We start from the raw sequence: 20,617 nt of genomic DNA on the forward strand, positions 1-20,617 counted from the left end.
AAAAAAAGATGAAAGTACATACATATTTACATTTTAAAGGAAATTGCGAAGAAGCAATGGATTTTTATGCAGATGTTTTAGGAGGCGAAATTAATCAGAAAATGAAATTTAAAGACGCTCCTGAAAGCGAGACGATGTTTCCAGAAGAGGTTATGAATTTAGTAATGCATTCAACTTTACAAGCGGGAGATTTAACTATTATGGCGTCTGATTTTTTTAATGAGAAAGAGGAGTTCAATTTGGGAAATAATTTTGCTGTAAGTATTGGCACTGATGATGAAGATGAAGCTACAGCCATTTTTAATGGATTATCTGAAGGAGCTTTTATAATGATGCCCTTAGAAGAGGCTTTTTGGGGAGGGAAATTCGGAATGTTAAAAGATAAGTTTGGAGTGCAGTGGATGATTTCTTTAGAAGATGAAAATACTACCGCTTAATGAATCGACAAGTAACAGAATACATACAAAAAAATAAAAAATGGTCGCAAGAGTTAACACTTTTGCGTTCTGTTTTATTAGAACTTCCTTTAGAGGAGACAATAAAATGGAATTCTCCTGTTTATACATATAAAGGTAAGAATATTCTAGGATTGTCCGCTTTTAAAAATTATAGTGGATTGTGGTTCTTTCAAGGATGTTTTTTAAAAGATGAACACAAAGTTTTAATAAATGCCCAAGAAGAAAAAACACAAGCAATGCGCCAATGGCGATTTAATACGTTAGCAGAGATAAATATAGATCTGGTAAAAATGTATGTGTTAGAAGCTATAGAAAATCACATTGCAGGTAAAGAATTAAAACCTAAAAGAAATACTAAACCACTTATTATTCCTATAGAATTACAGCAAGAATTAGATGAAAATGATCAACTGAAGTCTAAATTTGATGAATTTTCATTGAGTAAAAAAAGAGAGTTTACAGATTATATTTCAGAAGCAAAAAGAGTAGTTACAAAACAAAGTCGTTTAGAAAAAATTATTCCGATGATTTTAAAAGGAATCGGTTTAAACGATAAATACAAAAACTGCTAATTATTTAACAATTACCTTTTTAATAGTAGACGTACTATCACAACGAACAACATATAAATCTACTTTTTTACTGGTTATTAAATATTCAGCACAAGGCTTTTGTCTTGGTTTACTTTTATCAAAATCTACATCACCTGATTTTAAAATAGTAGATATTTGGGCAGTATCTATTTTATGAAGCAACATGTTTTGTTTAGCTTCTTCAGAAAAGATGCGTTTACGAATTCTAATCGTTTTTAGTGTACGAGCGTCCATTCCGTAATCAAAAGAAACATCTTTTTGTTTCCAAAAGAATAAAACTGCTACAGAACCTAAAGCTAATCCTATAAAATAATACCCGAAACGTTTTAATAATTGCATAATCTAAATTTCTGATAGCAAAAGTAACTAAAATGTTACTTATAAAATCAATAAATTAATATCTCTATAAGGTAAATCAAACCAGTCAGCTACGGTTTTATTGGTGAGAATTCCGTGATAGAAATACATTCCGTTTCTTAAACTTTTGTCAAAACGAGCCGCGTTTTCAAAACCACCTTCCTCAGCAATATCTAATAGATATGGAGTAAAAATATTACTTATTGATACTGAGGCTGTTCGTGCATATCTCGACGGAATATTTGGTACACAATAGTGAATAACACCTTCTTCTAAAAAGGTAGGTTTACTATGTGTAGTAATTTTAGAGGTTTCAAAGCATCCTCCACGGTCAATACTTACATCCACAATTACTGCACCGTCTTTCATTTGTTCTATCATTTCTTTGGTAACCACAATAGGAGACCTATCTTTTCCTCTGATAGCTCCAATAGCAACATCACAACGCATTAAAGCTTTTAATAATGGTTTAGGTTGTACTGTAGATGTATAAATTGGAGCGTGAACAAAATCTTGTAAACGACGTAGTTTGGTTATAGAGTTGTCAAAAACCTTAACACGTGCACCTAAACCAATTGCTGCTTTTGCGGCAAATTCAGCAACAGTTCCAGCTCCTAAAATAACAACATCAGTCGGTGGTACACCACCAATATTGCCCAATAATAAACCATTTCCACCATTGGCAGTTGTCATTAATTCCGCAGCAATATGCATGGAGGCAATACCTGCTATTTCACTTAACGATTTTACAATAGGATATACACCATGTTCATCTTTTATAAAGTCAAAAGCAATAGCGGTAATTCTTTTTTTAGCTAAAGCTTCAAAGTATTTTTTAGTTTGAGTTTTGAGCTGTAATGCAGAAATGATTACTGTTTGCGGATTAATCATTTCAACTTCTTCTAGCGAGGGTGGTTCTACTTTTAAAACAATGTTACAAGCATAAGCTTCTTTAATATCGTAAGATATTTTTGCACCAGCTTCCGAATATTCTTTGTCTGAATAATTAGCCCCATCTCCCGCACCAGTTTCAACAACAACTCTATGGCCATTAGCAACCAAAGCTGAAACTGCATCAGGTGTTAAACTAATTCGTTTTTCTTCAAAATGGGTTTCTTTAGGTAATCCTATAAATAATTCGCCTTTTTGCCTCTTTACTTCAAGCGTTTCAGGCTGAGGCATTAGTTGTTCTTTGGTAAATGGAGAGAAACTCATTTAGTTAGTTTTTAATTGGATATTACGTTGACCGTTATCTAATAGGGTGATTTTAACATCAACAGTTTCTAAAGGTAACAAATTTTTAACATTTTCGGGCCATTCTATTAGGCACCAATTATTACTATATAAATAATCTTCAATTCCTATATCATACGCTTCTTCTTCATCTTTAATTCGATAAAAATCAAAATGATATACAGTTTCTCCTGTCTTGGTTTCATACTCATTTACTAATGAAAAAGTAGGTGAGTGGGCAACATCCCCAACACCTAAAACCTTGCAAATTTCTTTTATTAAGGTAGTTTTACCGACACCCATATCACCATAAAATAACAAGATTTTATGTTTTGAAGACTGAATGATTTCTTCAGCAATAGATGTTAATTGATCTAATGAATAATTTTTGTTCATAACAGCAAATATAAAAAGACCTGTCTGGTTTTAAAACTAAACAGGTCTAACTTTATTTTTTAAGCTTAAAAGTTTATTTCGGAGTATAAACTGCACACGGAATAATCATTTCTTCTAATGAAATACCCCCATGCTGATAAGTGTTTTTATAATATTTAACAAAGTGATTAAAATTGTTGGGGTATGCAAAAAATAGATCTTCTTTAGTAAAAATAAAAGGACTATTAATAGCTACACTTGGTAAAAAAATATCCTTCGGATTTTTAACTGCATATACATCCTTGTCTTCGTAAGATAAACTTCTTCCTGTTTTATAACGTAAATTTGAACTGATGTTTTTATCACCAATAACTTTGGTAGGATTTTTACAATTTATGGTTCCATGATCAGTGGTAATAATTAATTTTTGACCTAACTGTCGCGCTTTTTGAATAATTTCAAATAAAGGGGAATTTTTAAACCAACTAACTGTTAACGAACGATAAGCCTTATCATCTCCAGCTAATTCTTTAATTACTTCCATTTCGGTTTTAGCATGTGAAATCATATCAACAAAATTATAAACAACCACGGTTAAATCATTTTGCTTAGTTCCGTTGAAATTATCAGCTAATTCTTTTCCGCTCTTTAAGGAAAGGATTTTATAATATTCATGTTGAATATTTAAATTCAGTCTTTTTATTTGAGATGATAAAAATTCAGACTCATATAAATTTTTACCACCCTCTTCTGTATCATTTTTCCAATAATTAGGAAACATTTTTTCCATATCTAAAGGCATTAGACCAGAAAAAATAGCATTTCTAGCATATTGTGTTGCTGTTGGTAAAATACTGTAGTATGAAAATTCTTCTTCTTTTTTATAATGAGTATTAATAAAAGGCTCTAAAACTCGGTATTGATCGTAACGTAAATTATCGATCACTAACCATAAAACACCCTGTTCTTTACTTAAATTTGGAACTACATAATCTTTGAATAGAGTGTGAGAAAGTGTAGGTTTATCATTATTGGTTAGCCAGTCTTGATAATTCTTTTTTATAAATTTAAAAAATTGAGAATTAGCTTCTGATTTCTGACTTTCTAAAATACCTAACATTCCTGTATCATTAATATCTTCAAGTTCTAATTCCCAGTGAACGAGTTTTTTGTATAAATCTGCCCATTCCTCATAAGAATTGACCATGGCCAAATCCATCGAAATTTTACGAAATTCTTGTTGATAATTAGAAGTTGTTTTTTCTGAAATTAATCGAGAATGATCTAAATTTTTCTTTAAACTTAATAATATTTGATTCGGATTTACAGGTTTTATTAAATAGTCTGCAATTTTAGAACCAATTGCATCTTCCATTATATATTCTTCTTCACTTTTAGTAATCATTACCACAGGAAGATTCGTTTTTTTTTGTTTTATTTCTGCCAACGTTTCTAAGCCAGAAATACCAGGCATGTTTTCATCTAAAAAAACAATATCAAAATTATTATTGTCAACGAGTTCAATTGCATCTGCGCCGTTGGTACATGTAGTTACTTTGTAGTTTTTTTGTTCTAAAAAAATAATATGCGGTTTGAGTAAATCTATTTCGTCATCTACCCAAAGAATGTCTATTTGTTTCATGAAAATTTAATCTATACACAAAGTAACGTTTAAAAGTAGTTTTCGTTGTGATTATAAAAGCTAAAAATACGTTAATAAAATCTTGTTTTGTTTGGTTTTGTAGATTAAATGCATTTACTTTTGTTAAAAATAGAAGATTTCAATATTTTGAATAAACAAAAAACGAATAAGTTAAAAATACTTAACGATCCTATTTACGGGTTTATAACAATTCCAAACTCACTTATTTTTGATATTATAGAACATCGTTATTTTCAACGGTTGCGCAGGGTAACACAGATGGGGTTATCAAATTTGGTGTACCCTGGTGCTAATCATACTCGTTTTCATCATGCAATTGGTTGTATGCATTTAATGCAGAAGGCTGTATCGGTTTTACGTACAAAGAATATTGAGATATCTAATGATGAAGCAAATGCCTTATGTATTGCTATTTTATTACATGATATTGGTCATGGAGCTTTTTCTCATGCATTAGAACATAGTATTGTAAACGGAATTTCTCATGAAGAAATTTCGCTATTATTTATGAAAAAGCTAAACAAAGAATTTAAAGGACAATTAAGTTTAGCAATCGAAATTTTTGAAGGTAAATATCATAGAGGTTTTTTTAATCAATTAATATCAAGTCAATTAGATGTAGATCGCTTAGATTATTTAAAGAGAGATAGTTTTTATACAGGTGTTACAGAAGGTAATATTTCATCAGATCGATTAATTACGATGATGAATGTTAAAGATGATGAGTTGGTAATAGAACAAAAAGGAATCTATTCTGTAGAAAAATTTTTAATTGCTCGTCGTTTAATGTATTGGCAAGTGTATTTACACAAAACCTGTATAGTGGCAGAAAACATGTTGGTAAAAGTATTACAACGTGCTAAAGTACTAGCAAAACAAAATATAGAATTACCAGCGAGTAGTACTTTAAAATATTTTTTATACAATTCGATTACAGAAGAAAATTTTACAGAAAAAACATTAGAAATATTCTCAAGATTAGATGATTATGATGTTTTGTCAGCTATAAAAGAATGGATGTTTCATGAGGATATTGTTTTGTCTAACTTATCAAAAATGATTATAAATAGACATTTATTAAGGATTGAAATTCAGGACAAACCATTTTCAGAAAAGTATAAAGAAAAGATTAAAGGAAATTTGCAAAACGAACTAAAAATAGCTGAAGAAAATTTACATTATTTCATGTTTTTAAACAGCGTTGTAAATCAAGCATATAATACAACTAAACCGATAAAAATTCTCACAAAAAAAGGAAAGCTAAAAGATATTGCTAAAGCGTCTGACCTACTAAATATAAAGGCATTATCAAAACCAGTAGTTAAATATTATTTCTGTTATCCGAAGAAATTTTTATTGAATTAACCAGTTTTCTCACCGTTAAACAAAAAATAATTACTTTTGCATCTGATGAAATTTACAGCAAAACAAATAGCAGGTATATTAGAAGGAGAAGTAGTGGGTAATCCTGATGCGGAAGTAACTAAGCTATCGAAAATAGAAGAAGGAGAAAAAGGTTCGCTAACATTTTTAGCCAATCCTAAATACGATCCTTTTATTTATACAACAAATGCCTCTGTAGCAATTGTAAATAAAAGTTTTTTTCCTGAAAAAGAAATAGGATTAACACTTATAAAAGTAGATGATGCCTACAAATCATTTTCAAAATTATTAGAGTTTTACAATCAAGTAAAGAATAATAAAAATGGAAGAGAGAATCCACATTTTATAGCAGAAAGCGCAACTGTAGGGAATAATGAATACATAGGTGCTTTTTCCTATATAGGAGAAAATGTAGTAATTGGCGAGAACGTAAAAATTTACCCAAATTCATATATTGGTGATAACGTAGTTATTGGTGATAATTGTTTCATATTTGCAGGAGTTAAAATTTACTCTGAAACTCAAATAGGAAATAATTGTAAAATTCATTCTGGAAGTATTATAGGTTCTGATGGATTTGGTTTTGTACCTAATGAAAATGGTGAATTTAAAGCAGTTCCGCAAACTGGAAACGTAATTATTGAAGATAATGTAGATATTGGAGCAAATTCGACAATCGACAGAGCAACTTTAGGGTCTACAATTATTAGAAAAGGAGTAAAGCTTGATAATCAAATTCAAATTGCTCATAACGTCGAAATTGGTAAAAATACAGTAATAGCATCTCAAACAGGAATAGCTGGTTCTACAAGTGTTGGAGAAAATTGTATGATTGGGGGGCAGGTTGGAATTGCAGGTCACTTAAATTTAGGAAACAATTTACAAATACAAGCACAATCTGGTATTAGTAAAAGTTTAAAAGATGGTTCTGTGGTTCAAGGTACACCCGCTTTTGCATATTCAGAATACAATAAATCATATGTATATTTTAGAAATTTACCTAAAATTGCATCATCAATTCATAAACTAGAAAAAGAGTTGAATACTCAAAAAAAGAACGATGAGTAAGAAACAAAAAACAATACAAAAGGAGATTACATTATCTGGAGTAGGATTACATACAGGTAATAAAGTAACAATGACATTTAAACCTGCACAAGCAAATCATGGTTTTGCGTTTAAACGTGTAGATTTAGAAGGACAACCAATTATTGAAGCGAAGGCTGAATATGTTACTAATACTCAACGTGGTACCAACATGGAAAAAAATGGAGTTCAAATTCAAACTTCAGAACATGTTTTAGCAGCAGCTGTTGGATTAGATATTGATAACCTATTAATTGAGATTGATGCTTCTGAACCTCCAATTATGGATGGTTCTTCTAAATATTTTATTGAAGCTTTAGAAAAAGCGGGAATTGTAGAATTAGATGCAGATATTAATGAATATATTGTAAAAGAAATTATTTCATACAAAGATGAAAATACAGGTAGTGAAATAATTTTAATGCCTGCAGATGAATATCAGGTAACTGCAATGGTAGATTTCGGAACTAAAATTTTAGGGACCCAAAATGCTACATTAAATAAAATTTCTGACTTCAAAGAAGAAATATCATCAGCAAGAACATTTAGTTTCTTACACGAAATCGAAATGTTGTTAGAAAATGATTTAATTAAAGGAGGTGATTTAAATAATGCCATTGTGTATGTAGATAAAGAATTATCTGAAGGTACAATGGAAAAATTAAAGAAAGCTTTCAATAAAGAAGATATTAAAATAAAACCTAATGGTATTTTAGATAACCTAGAATTACATTGGGCAAATGAAGCAGCACGTCATAAATTGTTAGATGTTATTGGTGATTTAGCTTTAGCAGGAACTAGAATTAGAGGAAAGGTAATTGCAAATAAACCTGGGCACTTAGTAAATACCATGTTTGCTAAAAAATTGGCCAAAATTATTAAGCAAGAGAAACGTAATAATGTTCCTCAGTATGATTTAAATCAACCGCCTTTAATGGATATTCATCAAATTATGGATATTCTTCCTCATCGTCCACCATTTTTATTAATTGATCGAATTATAGAATTGTCAGACACACATGTCGTGGGGATGAAGAATGTAACGATGAATGAAGATTTTTTTGTGGGTCATTTTCCTGGAGCTCCTGTAATGCCTGGGGTTTTACAAGTAGAAGCAATGGCGCAATGTGGAGGAGTTTTAGTGTTAAGTACAGTTCCAGACCCAGAAAATTACTTAACTTATTTCATGAAAATGAATAATGTTAAGTTTAAACAAAAGGTATTACCAGGTGATACACTTATATTTAAATCGGAATTAATTACACCTATTCGTAGAGGAATTTGTCATATGCAAGCATATGCATATGCAAATGGTAAATTAGTAGCTGAAGCAGAATTAATGGCGCAAATTTCAAGAATTAATTAGTTATGAATCAACCCTTAGCATACGTACATCCTCAAGCAAAAATCGCTAGAAATGTTGTTATAGAACCCTTTACGACCATTCATAGAAATGTTGAAATTGGTTCAGGAACATGGATAGGGTCTAATGTAACTATTATGGAAGGTGCGCGCATTGGTAAAAACTGTCGTATATTTCCGGGAGCTGTAATTTCTGCAATTCCTCAAGATTTAAAGTTTAATGATGAAGAAACTACTGTAGAAATAGGAGATAATGTTACTATTCGTGAATGTGTAACTATTAATAGAGGAACTTCAGACAGGTTGAAAACAGTTATCGGAGACAATTGTTTAATAATGGCATATTGCCATATTGCACATGATAGTTTTGTTGGAAATAATTGTATTTTTTCTAATAATTCAACTCTTGCAGGTCATGTTACTATAGGAGATAATGTAGTCTTAGCAGGTATGGTAGCAGTACATCAGTTTGCTTCTATTGGAAGCCATGCTTTTGTTACAGGAGGTTCGTTAGTAAGAAAAGATGTCCCTCCGTTTGTAAAAGCAGCACGTGAACCAATGTCGTATGTTGGTATTAACTCTGTAGGGTTACGAAGAAGAGGATTTTCAACAGAAAAAATTAGAGAAATTCAAAATATATATAGAATACTTTTTCAAAGAAATTATAACAATTCCCAAGCGATTGATATTATTGAAGCAGAAATGGAAGCAACTCCAGAGCGTGATGAAATTATTCAATTTATAAAGGATTCGCACCGAGGAATAATGAAAGGATATTACAAAACAAATTAACATATAATGGCAAGTACATCAGATATTAAAAAAGGATTGTGTATAAGATATAATCATGATATTTATAAAATCATTGAGTTTTTACATGTAAAACCTGGAAAAGGACCAGCTTTTGTAAGAACTAAGTTAAAAAGTGTAACTTCGGGAAAAGTAATAGATAATACGTTTTCTGCAGGACATAAAATTGAAGATGTTCGAGTAGAAACTCGTTCATACCAATATCTATATCCAGAAGGTGAAACTTTTCACTTTATGAATACAGACGATTACAACCAAATAACACTTCAAAAAGATAGTTTAGATTCTCCAGATTTATTAAAAGAAGGTGAAATAGTTACTATTATTTTTAATGCAGAAGATAACATGCCTTTATCTGTAGAAATGCCAGCAAGTGTAATTTTAGAAATAACACATACAGAACCAGGAGTAAAAGGGAATACAGCAACAAATGCTACAAAACCTGCTACAGTTGAAACTGGGGCAAGAATCAATGTGCCGTTGTTTATTAACGAAGGAGATAAAATAAAAATAGATACAGAAAAAGGCGCTTACATGGAGCGTATTAAAGAATAATTAATTCCCGCTTTTGCGGGATTTTATTTTATATGAAATTTAAACAACCTCAAACCTTACAGCAAATAGCGTCTTTGTTAGATGTTAATTTTGTTGGTGATAAAAATTTTTCAATCACAGGAATTAATGAGATTCATGTGGTGGAAAAGGGAGATATCGTTTTTGTAGATCATCCAAAATATTACGATAAAGCATTAAACTCTAAGGCAACTACCATTTTAATTAATAAAAAAGTTGAGTGTCCCGAAGGAAAAGCATTATTAATATCTGATGATCCTTTTCGTGATTTTAATAAAATAACAAAATATTTCAATCCTTTTATTGCATCAAAAAGTGTAATTGCTGAAAGTGCAACGATTGGAGAAGGAACCATTATTCAGCCCAATGCATTTATTGGGGAAAATGTAAAAATAGGTAAGAATTGTATTATTCATGCTAATGTTTCAATCAATAATAATTGTGTTATTGGAGATAATGTAATTATTCAATCGAATACAGTTTTAGGAAGCGAAGCTTTTTATTACAAAAACCGTCCAGAAGGTTTTGATCGCTTAATTTCTGGTGGACGAGTAATTTTAGAAGATAATGTAGATTTAGGTGCTTCTTGTACTATAGATAGAGGTGTTACAGGAGACACAACGATAGGAGCAGGAACCAAAATTGATAATCAAGTTCATGTAGGGCACGATACAGTTATCGGAAAAAAATGTTTAATAGCAGCACAAACGGGTATTGCAGGTTGTACAGTTATTGAAGATGAAGTAACAATTTGGGGGCAAGTAGGTGTAATTAGTGGTTTACATATTAAAAAAGGTACTGTATTAATGGCGCAAACAGGTGTTACAAAATCTTTAGAAAAAGGAATTTATTTTGGTACACCACAAAGAGAATACCGCCAAACAATGCGAGAAGTCATTTATTTAAAAAATGCGACAAGTAGAGAAAAAAAGTAATATAAAATTAATTGTAAAAACACAATTAAAAAACTATTTTTGCTTGTCTTAAAAAATTAAAATATACAAACCAATGAGTGTTTTAGTAAATAAAAATTCAAAGATTATTGTTCAAGGTTTTACTGGTAGCGAAGGAACTTTCCACGCGGGTCAAATGATTGATTATGGTACCAATGTTGTTGGTGGTGTAACTCCAGGTAAAGGAGGGCAAGAGCATTTAGGTAAACCAGTTTTTAATACTGTCGATGAAGCTGTTCAAAAAGCAGGAGCAGATACTTCTATTATTTTTGTACCACCAGCATTTGCTGCGGATGCAATTATGGAATCTGCTGAAGCAGGAATTAAAGTAATTATCTGTATTACAGAAGGAATTCCAACAGCTGATATGGTAAAAGTAAAAGCTTATATCGATGCAAAAGACGATTGTACGTTGGTAGGTCCTAACTGTCCGGGAGTGATTACTCCAGATGAAGCTAAAGTTGGTATTATGCCAGGTTTTATCTTTAAAAAAGGAAAAGTAGGTATTGTATCTAAATCAGGGACATTAACGTATGAAGCTGCTGATCAAGTTGTAAAACAAGGATTTGGTATTACTACTGCTATTGGTATTGGTGGAGACCCGATTATTGGTACTACCACTAAAGAAGCTGTTGAATTATTAATGAATGATCCTGAAACAGAAGCAATTGTTATGATTGGTGAAATTGGAGGAAATTTAGAAGCTGAAGCTGCTCGTTGGATTAAAGCTGACGGTAATCGTAAGCCAGTTGTTGGTTTTATCGCAGGTCAGACTGCACCAGCTGGTAGAACAATGGGACATGCAGGGGCAATTGTAGGTGGAGCAGATGATACTGCACAAGCAAAAATGAAAATTTTAGCAGAAAATGGAATTCATGTAGTGGAGTCGCCAGCTAAGATTGGGGAGATGGTAGCGAAAGTGTTAGCATAAAATCAAGAGGAAATATTTTATATTAATCCGTTGAATTTGTATATTCAACGGATTTTTTTATTAATCAAAACTATATTAATTAAAACTATGAAAAAATTCAATCAATTGCTGATGATATTTTTTTTTATAACTGCTTTAGCTAGTTGTAAAACAAATTCTTCATCAGAAGTAAAAACAGTACAAAATACGGATTCAACCGGTTTTAAGTATGAAACAGTAAACAACGATCCTACAGGTTTACGTTTGTACACATTAGACAATGGACTAAAAGTATATTTAAGTAAAAATACTGAAGAACCAAAAATTCAAACATATATAGCTGTTCGTGCAGGTTCTAATTATGACCCAAAAGAATCTACTGGTTTAGCACACTATTTAGAGCATATGCTTTTTAAAGGAACTCATAAAATTTGGTACTGTAGATTGGGAGAAAGAAAAGGAATATTTAAAAAAGATCTCTAATTTATATGAGAAGCACAGAACAGAAGAAGATGAAGAAAAGAAAAAAGAAATTTATAAGGAGATTGATAAGGTTTCTTTAGAAGCTTCAAACTATTCTGTTGCAAATGAATATGATAAAATGACAGCTTCTTTAGGTGCAACAGGAACGAATGCACATACTTGGTTTGAAGAAACAGTATATAAAAATAAAATACCTGCTAACGAATTAAATAAATGGGTTGATTTAGAAGCTGAACGTTTTAGTACACTGGTATTAAGGTTGTTTCATACGGAATTAGAAGCTGTTTTTGAGGAGTTTAACCGTGGTCAAGATAATGATTATAGAAAACGTTATGCATCTATGCTTAATGGTTTATTTCCTAATCACCCTTATGGTCAACAGACTACTATTGGTACGGGTAAACATTTGAAAAACCCTTCAATGGTAGATATTCATAATTATTTTGATAAATATTATGTACCAAATAATATGGCGATTGTATTAGTTGGAGATTTAGAATTTGATACAACAATTAAAAAGATAAATGAAACTTTTGGTAAATTTGAGAAGAAAGAATTAACACACCCAACTTTACCGAAAGAAGAATCAATTTCAAGTCCTATTATTACTGAAGTTTTTGGCCCAACATCAGAAAACATTTCTATAGCGTATAGATCTAAAGGTGTAAGTACAGAAGAAGAAAAATTAGTTACACTTTGCGATATGATTATGGCAAATGGTAATGCAGGATTAATTGATTTAAATTTGAATCAAAAGCAAGCTGTACAAAGAGCAGGTTGTTCTCCAACATTTTTAAATGATTATGGTTACCATACTTTTACAGGAAGTCCAAAAGAAGGACAATCTTTAGATGAAGTAAAAGAATTGTTGTTAGAGCAAATTGAAAAATTAAAGAAGGGTGAATTTGATGAATGGATGATTGAAGCTGTTGTGAATGATTTAAAATTAAGTCAAACAAGACAATATGAAAATAATACAGATTTAGCAAGTGCATATTTTAGTGCATTTATTCATCATGAAAATTGGGCGGATAAGGTAAATTTTTTAGATGATTTAAAAAAAATATCAAAACAAGAATTAGTTGATTTCGCTAATAAATTTTATCAAAATAATTATGTTGTAACATACAAACGTAAAGGAGAAGATAAAAATATTGTTAAGGTATCCAATCCAGGGATAACACCAGTAAATCTAAATAGAGATAAGAGTTCTGATTTTTTAACAGCGTTTAATAAAGTTGAATCAGCTCCGTTAAAGCCAAAATTTATTGATTATAAATCAGCAATTAAAGAGACTAAAACAGCTAATGATATTAAAGTTTCTTATGTAGAAAATAAATTAAATGACTTATTCGATTTAAATATCATTTTTGATATGGGTAAAGACAATGATAAAAAGTTAAGTCTTGCCGCAGGTTATTTAGAATATATTGGAACAGATAAATATTCTGCTGAAGAAATTAAAAAAGAGTTTTATAAATTAGGAGTAGATTATTATGTAAACACTCAAAACGACAAAACATATGTTGGTTTAAGAGGGTTAAAAGAAAACTTACCTAAAGGATTAGAGTTATTAGAACATTTATGGGATAATGCAAAAGCGGATCAAGAAGCTTACGATAAATATGTAGAGAAAATTTATAAAGGGCGTCAAGATGGAAAAACGCAAAAAGGGAATATTCTTTGGGGAGGTTTAATGAACTATGGACAATATGGTGAAAATTCTCGTTTGCGTGATATTATGCAGTTTGATGAATTAAAGGCAATCAACCCAGAAGAATTAGTTTCCTTAATCAAGGATATGAAAAACTACAAGCAACGAGTTTTCTATTATGGAAAAGATGTTGATAACGCTGTAGCTGCTTTAAATAAGAGTCATAAAGTTTATGGAGAATTAAAAGAATATCCAGAAGCTAAAGAATATGTAAAAAAAGAAACAGATGGAAATGTATTTTTTACAAATTATGACATGGTTCAAACTGAAATGTTATTTTTAGCAAAAGGAGAGCCATTTAAGCCAGAGAATATGGCGGCATCTACATTGTTCAACACATATTTTGGTAGTGGATTGTCATCAATTGTTTTTCAAGAAATTAGAGAAAGTAAATCGTTAGCTTATTCAGCATTTGCTGGTTATGGTAATGCTAATAAAAAAGAAGACACAGACATAGTTTATGCTTATGTTGGTACTCAAGCAAATAAGTTAGAGCAAGCAGTAGATGCAATGATGGAGTTGATGAACGACATGCCAGAAGCAGAGAAGCAATTCAATGCAGCCAAAGAAGCTACATTAAAAAAGATTGCTGCAGAGCGTATTACTAAATCTAATATTTTCTGGACTTATGAAGGATTAAAGAAAAGAGGAATAGAAAACGACAATAGAGAAGTAATGTACAATACCATTAAGAATATGGAAATTAAAGATTTAAAAGCTTTTTTTGATAAAAACGTAAAAGGAGAATCTTACAATGTAATGGTTATTGGTAACAAAAAAGATTTAGATGCAAAAGCATTACAAAGACTTGGAAAAGTAAAAGAATTAGATGTTGATTACTTATTTAATTATGTAGATAAGAAGAAAATTAAATCTTAATTCTTTTAAAAAATGATAAAAACTCGTAATGCTTTATGTATTGCGAGTTTTTTTGTTTTAGTATATTTGATGCATCAAAAAAACAACTAATAAATGAAACTTTTAGAAAATAAAACAGCAATTATTACAGGAGCGACTAGAGGAATTGGTCGCGGAATTGCGTTAGAGTTTGCCAATCAAGGATGTAACATTGCGTTTACATATAGCTCTTCGGTTGAAGCAGCGAATGCTTTAGAAAAAGAATTAACAGATTTAGGTGTAAAAGCAAAAGGATACCAATCGAATGCAGCCGAGTTTGATGCTGCACAAGAATTAGCAAAAAATGTTTTAGAAGAATTTGGTACAATCGATGTGTTGGTAAACAACGCAGGAATTACCAAGGATAATTTATTAATGAGAATTTCTGAAGAAGATTTTGATAAAGTAATTGAAGTAAACTTAAAATCTGTTTTCAATTTAACAAAAGCAGTTATTCGTCCGATGATGAAACAACGTGCTGGCTCAATTATTAATATGAGTTCTGTAGTTGGATTAAAAGGAAATGCTGGTCAAGCAAACTATGCTGCTTCAAAAGCAGGTATTATAGGTTTCTCAAAATCAGTAGCATTAGAGTTAGGTTCTCGTAATATTCGTAGCAATGTTATTGCTCCTGGATTTATAGAAACTGAAATGACAGCTAAATTAGATGAAAAAGTAGTTGAAGGATGGAGAAATGAAATTCCGTTAAAACGTGGAGGAACTCCAAAAGATATTGCGGATGCTTGTGTGTTCTTAGCATCGGATATGAGTTCATATATCACTGGTCAAACTTTATCGGTTGACGGAGGAATGTTGACTTAGATTTTTTATAAATTAAATTATAATATAAAAAGCTAACCTTATTTTAGGTTGGCTTTTTTACTTTTATACTGTTTGCTGAGAATCGCGTATTTGAAAATAGTTTGAGTAATTGTATTATTTATGAGATTCTCAAACAGTTTATTTTTCAACATAATTTAAGTTTTCTGAAGATAATTAAAACTAATATTTTAGTTATAAAAGTATATTAAATAAGAAGTTCGTATTTTGAAATACAGACTTCTTATTTTTGAGGAATTATTTAATAGAGTAATTTATATTTGAGAATTACTTGTTATATTCTTCAAAACTTCCATCATCGTATAATAATACAACTTTAAGTAGTTTTTTATCGTTCGCTGAGAATCGCGTATTTGAAATTTTTCTTACCTCTGGTTCAGTTATTGTATTTTCAGAAAATAGAGTTGGAGTCTCAATTTTAGTTTCTTTTGATATTTCTTCAGTTATAGTTTCTTCAACTTTTTTTCTTTCTTCTTTTTTCTTCGGAAAAGAACCTTCATCATACAGTAACCAATATAAATCTACATCAGGAAATTTATTTACTACTTTCATAACAAAGTCTAAACTAGGTTTATTTCTACCTGATAGAAGATGTGATATACTTGAACGTTGTACATCTATCGTATCTGCAAATGTTGACGATGTTAAATTATAATGTTCTAAAACTTCCTTTAACCTTAAAATAATACCTCCTGAATTCACAATTGTAATTATTAGTAATGTATTACAAATGTAAACATTTAATTTGAGATAAACAAACATTAAAAAATAAGGGATAGTTAACTTCATCTATTAAACAAAAACTCTAATTAAACATAGTTAATAGATTAAAAACAAGATAATTAGGTTTTAATTATAGATGTAATCTATTCAATATTAACAGATAGCAGTAAGACTTAAAGTTATCGACTTTTACAATTGTAAATAACCAGAGTGGTGACTGAATAAATTTACAAAAGTTACTACTAAATACATTTGTAAATATTATTTTTAATCTATAAATAACAGATTCAATAGCTAATTTAATTGACTTAAAAGCTATATAGACATAATAAAGTGTTGACTATCATCAGTTATATGACTTTATTGATAGCTAATTGTAAATCAATTATATAGTTTACAATTGTAAACTAAAAATTAGCTTATAAAAAAAACACCCGAAAAACGAGTGCTTAATAACAGAAAGGTGTATTTCTTATTTGTTTTTATTGTCTATCCATTTACGAGCGTTAACAAATGCTTCTAACCAAGGAGAAACTTCATCTTTTCGTCCGTCAATATAATTCGCCCAATTCCATTGAAAAGTTGAACGTTCAATATGTGGCATAGTAACTAAATGACGACCAGATGTATCACACATCATTGCAGTGTTAAAATCAGATCCGTTCGGGTTTGAAGGATATTCTGGATATCCATACTTAGCCACAATATCATAATTATCTTCTGAAAGTGGTAAATTGAATTTACCTTCACCGTGAGAAATCCATACACCCAATGTACTTCCAGCTAAACTTGATAACATTACTGAGTTATTTTCTTGAATTTTTACAGAAGTAAACGAACTTTCGTGTTTTTTAGAATCGTTGTGAATTAATTTACCGTGCACATCATGATCTGGGTTGATTAAATCTAATTCCATCCATAATTGTGCACCATTACAAATTCCAACAGATAGTGTGTCTTCACGTTCAAAAAATTTCTTTAATGCTGTATTTGCTTTTTCGTTATATAAAAATGCTCCAGCCCAACCTTTAGCAGACCCTAAAACATCAGAATTAGAGAATCCGCCAACGGCTCCAATAAATTGAATATCTTCTAAAGTTTCACGACCAGAAATCAAATCGGTCATGTGAACATCTTTTACATCAAAACCAGCTAAATACATAGCATTGGCCATTTCACGTTCCGAGTTAGAACCCTTTTCACGAATAATAGCTGCCTTTGGTCTGTTTGTAACTTTACCAACAGTATCAGACAATTTTCCAGTAAAATGAGTAGGGAAGGTGTATTGTAAAGGTTGATTTTTATAGTTGTTATAACGATCTTCAGCTAAATTATTGGCGGTTTGTTTTTGATCTAATAAATACGATGTTTTGTACCAAGTATCTCTCAATTCAAAAACTGATAAAGCAAAAACATCGCTACTATTTTTAATATTTAATCGATCAGATTCTGTTACAGAACCAATATTGAAGAATTCAATATTATTTTCAGAAAGTATTTTTTCTACAGAATCATCAAAAGATTGGAATACAATACCTGCGTTTTCAGCAAATAATAATTTAATACTGTCAGATTCATTTAAAACTGATAGATCAAGGTTTGCTCCGATATTTACATGAGCAAAACACAACTCTAACAATGTGGTTATTAAACCACCGGAAGCCACATCATGCCCTGCAACAATTTTATCTTCTTTAATTAACTGTTGCAACGTGTTAAAAATAGTTTTGAATTGTTTTGCATCAATTACAGAAGGAGCATTGCTTCCAATTTTATTTAAAATTTGTGAGAATGAACTTCCTCCTAAATTAAATTCATCTTGAGAAGCGTTGATATAGTATATATTTCCTTTGTTAGCTTTAAAAACAGGCTCAACAACTTTAGTAATATCGTTACAATTTGCAGCAGCAGAAATAACTACGGTTCCCGGAGAAATAACTTCTTCATTAGGATATTTTTGTTTCATAGATAAAGAGTCTTTACCTGTCGGAACGTTAATACCTAAATCAATAGCAAATTCTGAAACAGCTTTTACCGCTTTGTATAAACGAGCATCTTCACCTTCGTTTTTACAAGGCCACATCCAGTTCGCTGATAATGAAACGGATTGTAATCCATCTTTTAAAGGAGCCCAAACAATATTGGTTAATGCTTCAGCAATTGAATTTTTACTTCCTGCTACCGGATTAATTAATCCAGAAATAGGAGAGTGGCCAATAGAAGTTGCAATACCTTCTTTTCCTTTATAATCTAAAGCCATAACTCCAACGTTGTTCAATGGAATTTGTAGCGGACCAACACATTGTTGTTTAGCAACTTTACCCCCAACACAACGGTCAACTTTATTAGTCAACCAATCCTTACAAGCAACAGCTTCTAATTGCAGAACTTGTTCTAAATACGTTGTAAAGTTTTCTTTAGAATAGCTTAACTCGTCGTAATTTCTATCAACAGTTTTATCTGTCATAATAGTTTTAGGAGAGCTACCAAACATATCTTCTAAAGCTAAATCCATTGGTTTATTCCCTTTGGTTTTAGATTCGAAAGTAAAACGATGGTCTCCAGTAACATCACCAACAGTATACATTGGTGAACGCTCACGCTCAGCTATTCTAGTAAGCGTATCTATATGTTTTTCGGCAATTACTAATCCCATGCGTTCTTGAGATTCATTACCAATGATTTCTTTGTCAGACAAAGTGGGATCACCAACTGGAAGCTTATCTAAATCAATTTTTCCTCCGGTATCCTCAACTAATTCAGATAAACAATTTAAGTGTCCACCAGCACCATGATCGTGAATTGAAACAATGTAGTTTTCATCACTTTCTACCATTCCACGAACAGCATTCGCAGCACGTTTTTGCATTTCCGGATTAGAACGTTGCACAGCATTTAGCTCGATTCCTGTTGAAAATTCACCTGTGTCAGCAGAAGAAACGGCAGCTCCCCCCATACCAATTCGATAATTTTCCCCACCAAGAATTACAATTTTATCTCCTTCTTTAGGCGTATCTTTTATAGCTTGATCAGCTTTTCCATACCCAATTCCACCTGCTTGCATAATCACTTTATCGAAGCCAAGTTTACGAGCGTTTTCTTCATGTTCGAAGGTTAATACAGAACCACAAATTAAAGGTTGTCCAAATTTATTTCCAAAGTCAGAAGCTCCGTTAGATGCTTTAATTAAAATATCCATTGGAGTTTGATACAACCATTTACGCTCATCCATAGTTTGTTCCCAAGGACGTTTTTCTTCTAAACGAGAATATGAAGTCATATACACAGCAGTACCCGCTAAAGGTAAAGAACCTTTTCCTCCGGCTAAACGATCACGAATTTCACCTCCAGATCCTGTAGCAGCACCGTTAAAAGGTTCAACTGTAGTAGGAAAGTTGTGAGTTTCTGCTTTTAATGAAATTACAGACTCAAACTCTTTGGTTTCGTAAAAATCGGGTTTGTCAGCAGATTTTGGAGCAAATTGCTCCACTTTAGGGCCTTTGATAAACGCAACATTGTCTTTATAGGCAGAAACAATATCATTTGGATGTTGTTTTGATGTTTCCTTGATCATTTTGAATAGGGAAGTAGGTTGCTCTTCACCATCAATAACAAAAGTTCCATTAAATATTTTATGACGACAGTGTTCTGAATTTACTTGCGAAAATCCGAAAACTTCTGAATCGGTTAGCTTTCTACCGATTTTTTTAGAGACATTCTCTAAATATTCAACTTCTTCACTGCTTAAAGCTAAACCTTCTTGTTCATTATAAATGGCAATATTTTCAATTTCTAAAATTGGTTCTGGAGTAATGTTAATGGTGAATAACTCTTGATTAAGTCCATTAAATTTCTCAGAAACCATAGGGTCGAAATTAGAAAAATCAGCTTTCACAGCTTCAAATTCTTCAATCCTAATGATATCTTCGATTCCCATATTTTGGGTGATTTCCATTGCATTCGTACTCCAAGGAGTAATCATTGCTTTTCGCGGACCAACAAAAAAAGCGTCGATAGACGCTGCATTTATTATTGGTTGATTACCGAATAACCAAGTTAGTTTAGAAATTGTTTCTGTAGATAATTCTTTTGTTGTTTGAACAGCAAAAACTTTGCTATTTACGTTTCCAAAGAAATGAATCATTGTGTTTTAATTTGTGTGTTGTTGTTAAGTAGCAAATTTACCCTTTTACTTGAATTAGTT

General features: G+C 31.1%; 18 protein-coding genes. 12 read left to right on the top strand and 6 right to left on the bottom strand.

Annotated features, from left to right (window positions below):
- Nucleotides 1–8 precede the first annotated feature (8 nt).
- Entirely contained in the window at nt 9–437 is a 429-nt protein-coding gene (locus tag C7447_RS06190; RefSeq protein WP_148869649.1) for a VOC family protein, read from the top strand.
- Nucleotides 437–1,030 (top strand): YdeI/OmpD-associated family protein, encoded by a 594-nt coding sequence (locus tag C7447_RS06195; protein ID WP_148869650.1) that lies wholly within the window; start codon nt 437–439, stop codon nt 1,028–1,030. Before C7447_RS06190 ends, C7447_RS06195 begins: the two co-directional genes overlap by 1 nt.
- Here the strand turns inward: C7447_RS06195 and C7447_RS06200 are convergent, their stop codons facing one another.
- The 4 genes from C7447_RS06200 to porX all read right to left on the bottom strand — a co-directional run bounded on the left by C7447_RS06200 (nt 1,031) and on the right by porX (nt 4,658).
- On the bottom strand, nt 1,031–1,390 hold the full coding sequence (locus C7447_RS06200) for a DUF4258 domain-containing protein (RefSeq protein ID WP_148869651.1): 360 nt from the start codon (nt 1,388–1,390) through the stop codon (nt 1,031–1,033). It abuts the gene before it with no gap.
- Between the two features lie 39 nt (nt 1,391–1,429).
- The gene (locus tag C7447_RS06205) at nt 1,430–2,623 is read right to left on the bottom strand and encodes an alanine dehydrogenase (RefSeq protein WP_148869652.1); all 1,194 of its coding nucleotides are present in this window, start codon (nt 2,621–2,623) and stop codon (nt 1,430–1,432) included.
- Nucleotides 2,624–3,037, bottom strand: coding sequence for a tRNA (adenosine(37)-N6)-threonylcarbamoyltransferase complex ATPase subunit type 1 TsaE (gene tsaE, locus C7447_RS06210; RefSeq protein ID WP_148869653.1), 414 nt, complete (start codon nt 3,035–3,037; stop codon nt 2,624–2,626). It abuts the gene before it with no gap.
- Nucleotides 3,038–3,110: 73 nt separating this feature from the next.
- Nucleotides 3,111–4,658, bottom strand: a complete 1,548-nt coding sequence (gene porX, locus C7447_RS06215; protein WP_148869654.1) for a T9SS response regulator signal transducer PorX — start codon at nt 4,656–4,658, stop codon at nt 3,111–3,113.
- A 120-nt stretch (nt 4,659–4,778) separates the two neighbouring features.
- On the opposite strand from porX, the gene C7447_RS06220 reads away from it, so the two are divergent.
- From C7447_RS06220 to fabG, 10 genes are all read left to right on the top strand, one after another.
- The gene (locus C7447_RS06220) at nt 4,779–6,044 is read left to right on the top strand and encodes an HD domain-containing protein (RefSeq protein ID WP_394343755.1); all 1,266 of its coding nucleotides are present in this window, start codon (nt 4,779–4,781) and stop codon (nt 6,042–6,044) included.
- Nucleotides 6,045–6,089: 45 nt separating this feature from the next.
- Nucleotides 6,090–7,130, top strand: a complete 1,041-nt coding sequence (gene lpxD / locus C7447_RS06225) for a UDP-3-O-(3-hydroxymyristoyl)glucosamine N-acyltransferase (protein ID WP_148869656.1) — start codon at nt 6,090–6,092, stop codon at nt 7,128–7,130.
- Nucleotides 7,123–8,514, top strand: coding sequence for a bifunctional UDP-3-O-[3-hydroxymyristoyl] N-acetylglucosamine deacetylase/3-hydroxyacyl-ACP dehydratase (locus C7447_RS06230; RefSeq protein WP_148869657.1), 1,392 nt, complete (start codon nt 7,123–7,125; stop codon nt 8,512–8,514). The genes lpxD and C7447_RS06230 overlap by 8 nt, the downstream gene beginning before the upstream one ends.
- A gap of 2 nt (nt 8,515–8,516) precedes the next feature.
- Entirely contained in the window at nt 8,517–9,302 is a 786-nt protein-coding gene (gene lpxA / locus C7447_RS06235) for an acyl-ACP--UDP-N-acetylglucosamine O-acyltransferase (RefSeq protein WP_148869658.1), read from the top strand.
- A 6-nt stretch (nt 9,303–9,308) separates the two neighbouring features.
- Nucleotides 9,309–9,875 (top strand): elongation factor P, encoded by a 567-nt coding sequence (gene efp, locus C7447_RS06240; protein ID WP_148869659.1) that lies wholly within the window; start codon nt 9,309–9,311, stop codon nt 9,873–9,875.
- 32 nt (nt 9,876–9,907) lie between these two features.
- Nucleotides 9,908–10,828 carry a UDP-3-O-(3-hydroxymyristoyl)glucosamine N-acyltransferase gene (locus C7447_RS06245; RefSeq protein WP_148869660.1) on the top strand — a complete coding sequence of 307 codons (921 nt, stop codon included), beginning with the start codon at nt 9,908–9,910 and terminating at the stop codon, nt 10,826–10,828.
- Between the two features lie 73 nt (nt 10,829–10,901).
- Nucleotides 10,902–11,777 (top strand): succinate--CoA ligase subunit alpha, encoded by an 876-nt coding sequence (gene sucD / locus C7447_RS06250; protein WP_148869661.1) that lies wholly within the window; start codon nt 10,902–10,904, stop codon nt 11,775–11,777.
- Nucleotides 11,778–11,864: 87 nt separating this feature from the next.
- Nucleotides 11,865–12,239 (top strand): insulinase family protein, encoded by a 375-nt coding sequence (locus tag C7447_RS15120; RefSeq protein WP_449456179.1) that lies wholly within the window; start codon nt 11,865–11,867, stop codon nt 12,237–12,239.
- 118 nt (nt 12,240–12,357) lie between these two features.
- Nucleotides 12,358–14,832, top strand: a complete 2,475-nt coding sequence (locus C7447_RS06255) for a M16 family metallopeptidase (protein ID WP_449456182.1) — start codon at nt 12,358–12,360, stop codon at nt 14,830–14,832.
- Nucleotides 14,833–14,925: 93 nt separating this feature from the next.
- Entirely contained in the window at nt 14,926–15,672 is a 747-nt protein-coding gene (gene fabG, locus C7447_RS06260; protein ID WP_148869662.1) for a 3-oxoacyl-[acyl-carrier-protein] reductase, read from the top strand.
- Between the two features lie 285 nt (nt 15,673–15,957).
- Here fabG and C7447_RS06265 read toward each other — a convergent pair whose 3' ends face one another.
- Together C7447_RS06265 and purL are read right to left on the bottom strand one after the other, a co-directional pair.
- Entirely contained in the window at nt 15,958–16,479 is a 522-nt protein-coding gene (locus C7447_RS06265; RefSeq protein ID WP_246143031.1) for a helix-turn-helix transcriptional regulator, read from the bottom strand.
- A 406-nt stretch (nt 16,480–16,885) separates the two neighbouring features.
- On the bottom strand, nt 16,886–20,557 hold the full coding sequence (gene purL, locus C7447_RS06270; RefSeq protein WP_148869663.1) for a phosphoribosylformylglycinamidine synthase: 3,672 nt from the start codon (nt 20,555–20,557) through the stop codon (nt 16,886–16,888).
- Nucleotides 20,558–20,617 lie beyond the last annotated feature (60 nt).

It is taken from the genome of Tenacibaculum adriaticum (assembly GCF_008124875.1).
Classification (GTDB): domain Bacteria; phylum Bacteroidota; class Bacteroidia; order Flavobacteriales; family Flavobacteriaceae; genus Polaribacter; species Polaribacter adriaticus.

Excerpts from the sequence above, each read along its gene's own strand:
- C7447_RS06190 (WP_148869649.1), top strand. The coding sequence starts at position 9 with ATGAAAGTACATACATATTTACATTTTAAAGGAAATTGCGAAGAAGCA.
- C7447_RS06195 (WP_148869650.1), top strand. The coding sequence starts at position 437 with ATGAATCGACAAGTAACAGAATACATACAAAAAAATAAAAAATGGTCG.
- C7447_RS06200 (WP_148869651.1), bottom strand. The coding sequence starts at position 1,390 with ATGCAATTATTAAAACGTTTCGGGTATTATTTTATAGGATTAGCTTTA.
- C7447_RS06205 (WP_148869652.1), bottom strand. The coding sequence starts at position 2,623 with ATGAGTTTCTCTCCATTTACCAAAGAACAACTAATGCCTCAGCCTGAA.
- tsaE (WP_148869653.1), bottom strand. The coding sequence starts at position 3,037 with ATGAACAAAAATTATTCATTAGATCAATTAACATCTATTGCTGAAGAA.
- porX (WP_148869654.1), bottom strand. The coding sequence starts at position 4,658 with ATGAAACAAATAGACATTCTTTGGGTAGATGACGAAATAGATTTACTC.
- lpxD (WP_148869656.1), top strand. The coding sequence starts at position 6,090 with ATGAAATTTACAGCAAAACAAATAGCAGGTATATTAGAAGGAGAAGTA.
- C7447_RS06230 (WP_148869657.1), top strand. The coding sequence starts at position 7,123 with ATGAGTAAGAAACAAAAAACAATACAAAAGGAGATTACATTATCTGGA.
- lpxA (WP_148869658.1), top strand. The coding sequence starts at position 8,517 with ATGAATCAACCCTTAGCATACGTACATCCTCAAGCAAAAATCGCTAGA.
- efp (WP_148869659.1), top strand. The coding sequence starts at position 9,309 with ATGGCAAGTACATCAGATATTAAAAAAGGATTGTGTATAAGATATAAT.
- C7447_RS06245 (WP_148869660.1), top strand. The coding sequence starts at position 9,908 with ATGAAATTTAAACAACCTCAAACCTTACAGCAAATAGCGTCTTTGTTA.
- sucD (WP_148869661.1), top strand. The coding sequence starts at position 10,902 with ATGAGTGTTTTAGTAAATAAAAATTCAAAGATTATTGTTCAAGGTTTT.
- C7447_RS15120 (WP_449456179.1), top strand. The coding sequence starts at position 11,865 with ATGAAAAAATTCAATCAATTGCTGATGATATTTTTTTTTATAACTGCT.
- C7447_RS06255 (WP_449456182.1), top strand. The coding sequence starts at position 12,358 with ATGACAGCTTCTTTAGGTGCAACAGGAACGAATGCACATACTTGGTTT.
- fabG (WP_148869662.1), top strand. The coding sequence starts at position 14,926 with ATGAAACTTTTAGAAAATAAAACAGCAATTATTACAGGAGCGACTAGA.
- C7447_RS06265 (WP_246143031.1), bottom strand. The coding sequence starts at position 16,479 with ATGAAGTTAACTATCCCTTATTTTTTAATGTTTGTTTATCTCAAATTA.
- purL (WP_148869663.1), bottom strand. The coding sequence starts at position 20,557 with ATGATTCATTTCTTTGGAAACGTAAATAGCAAAGTTTTTGCTGTTCAA.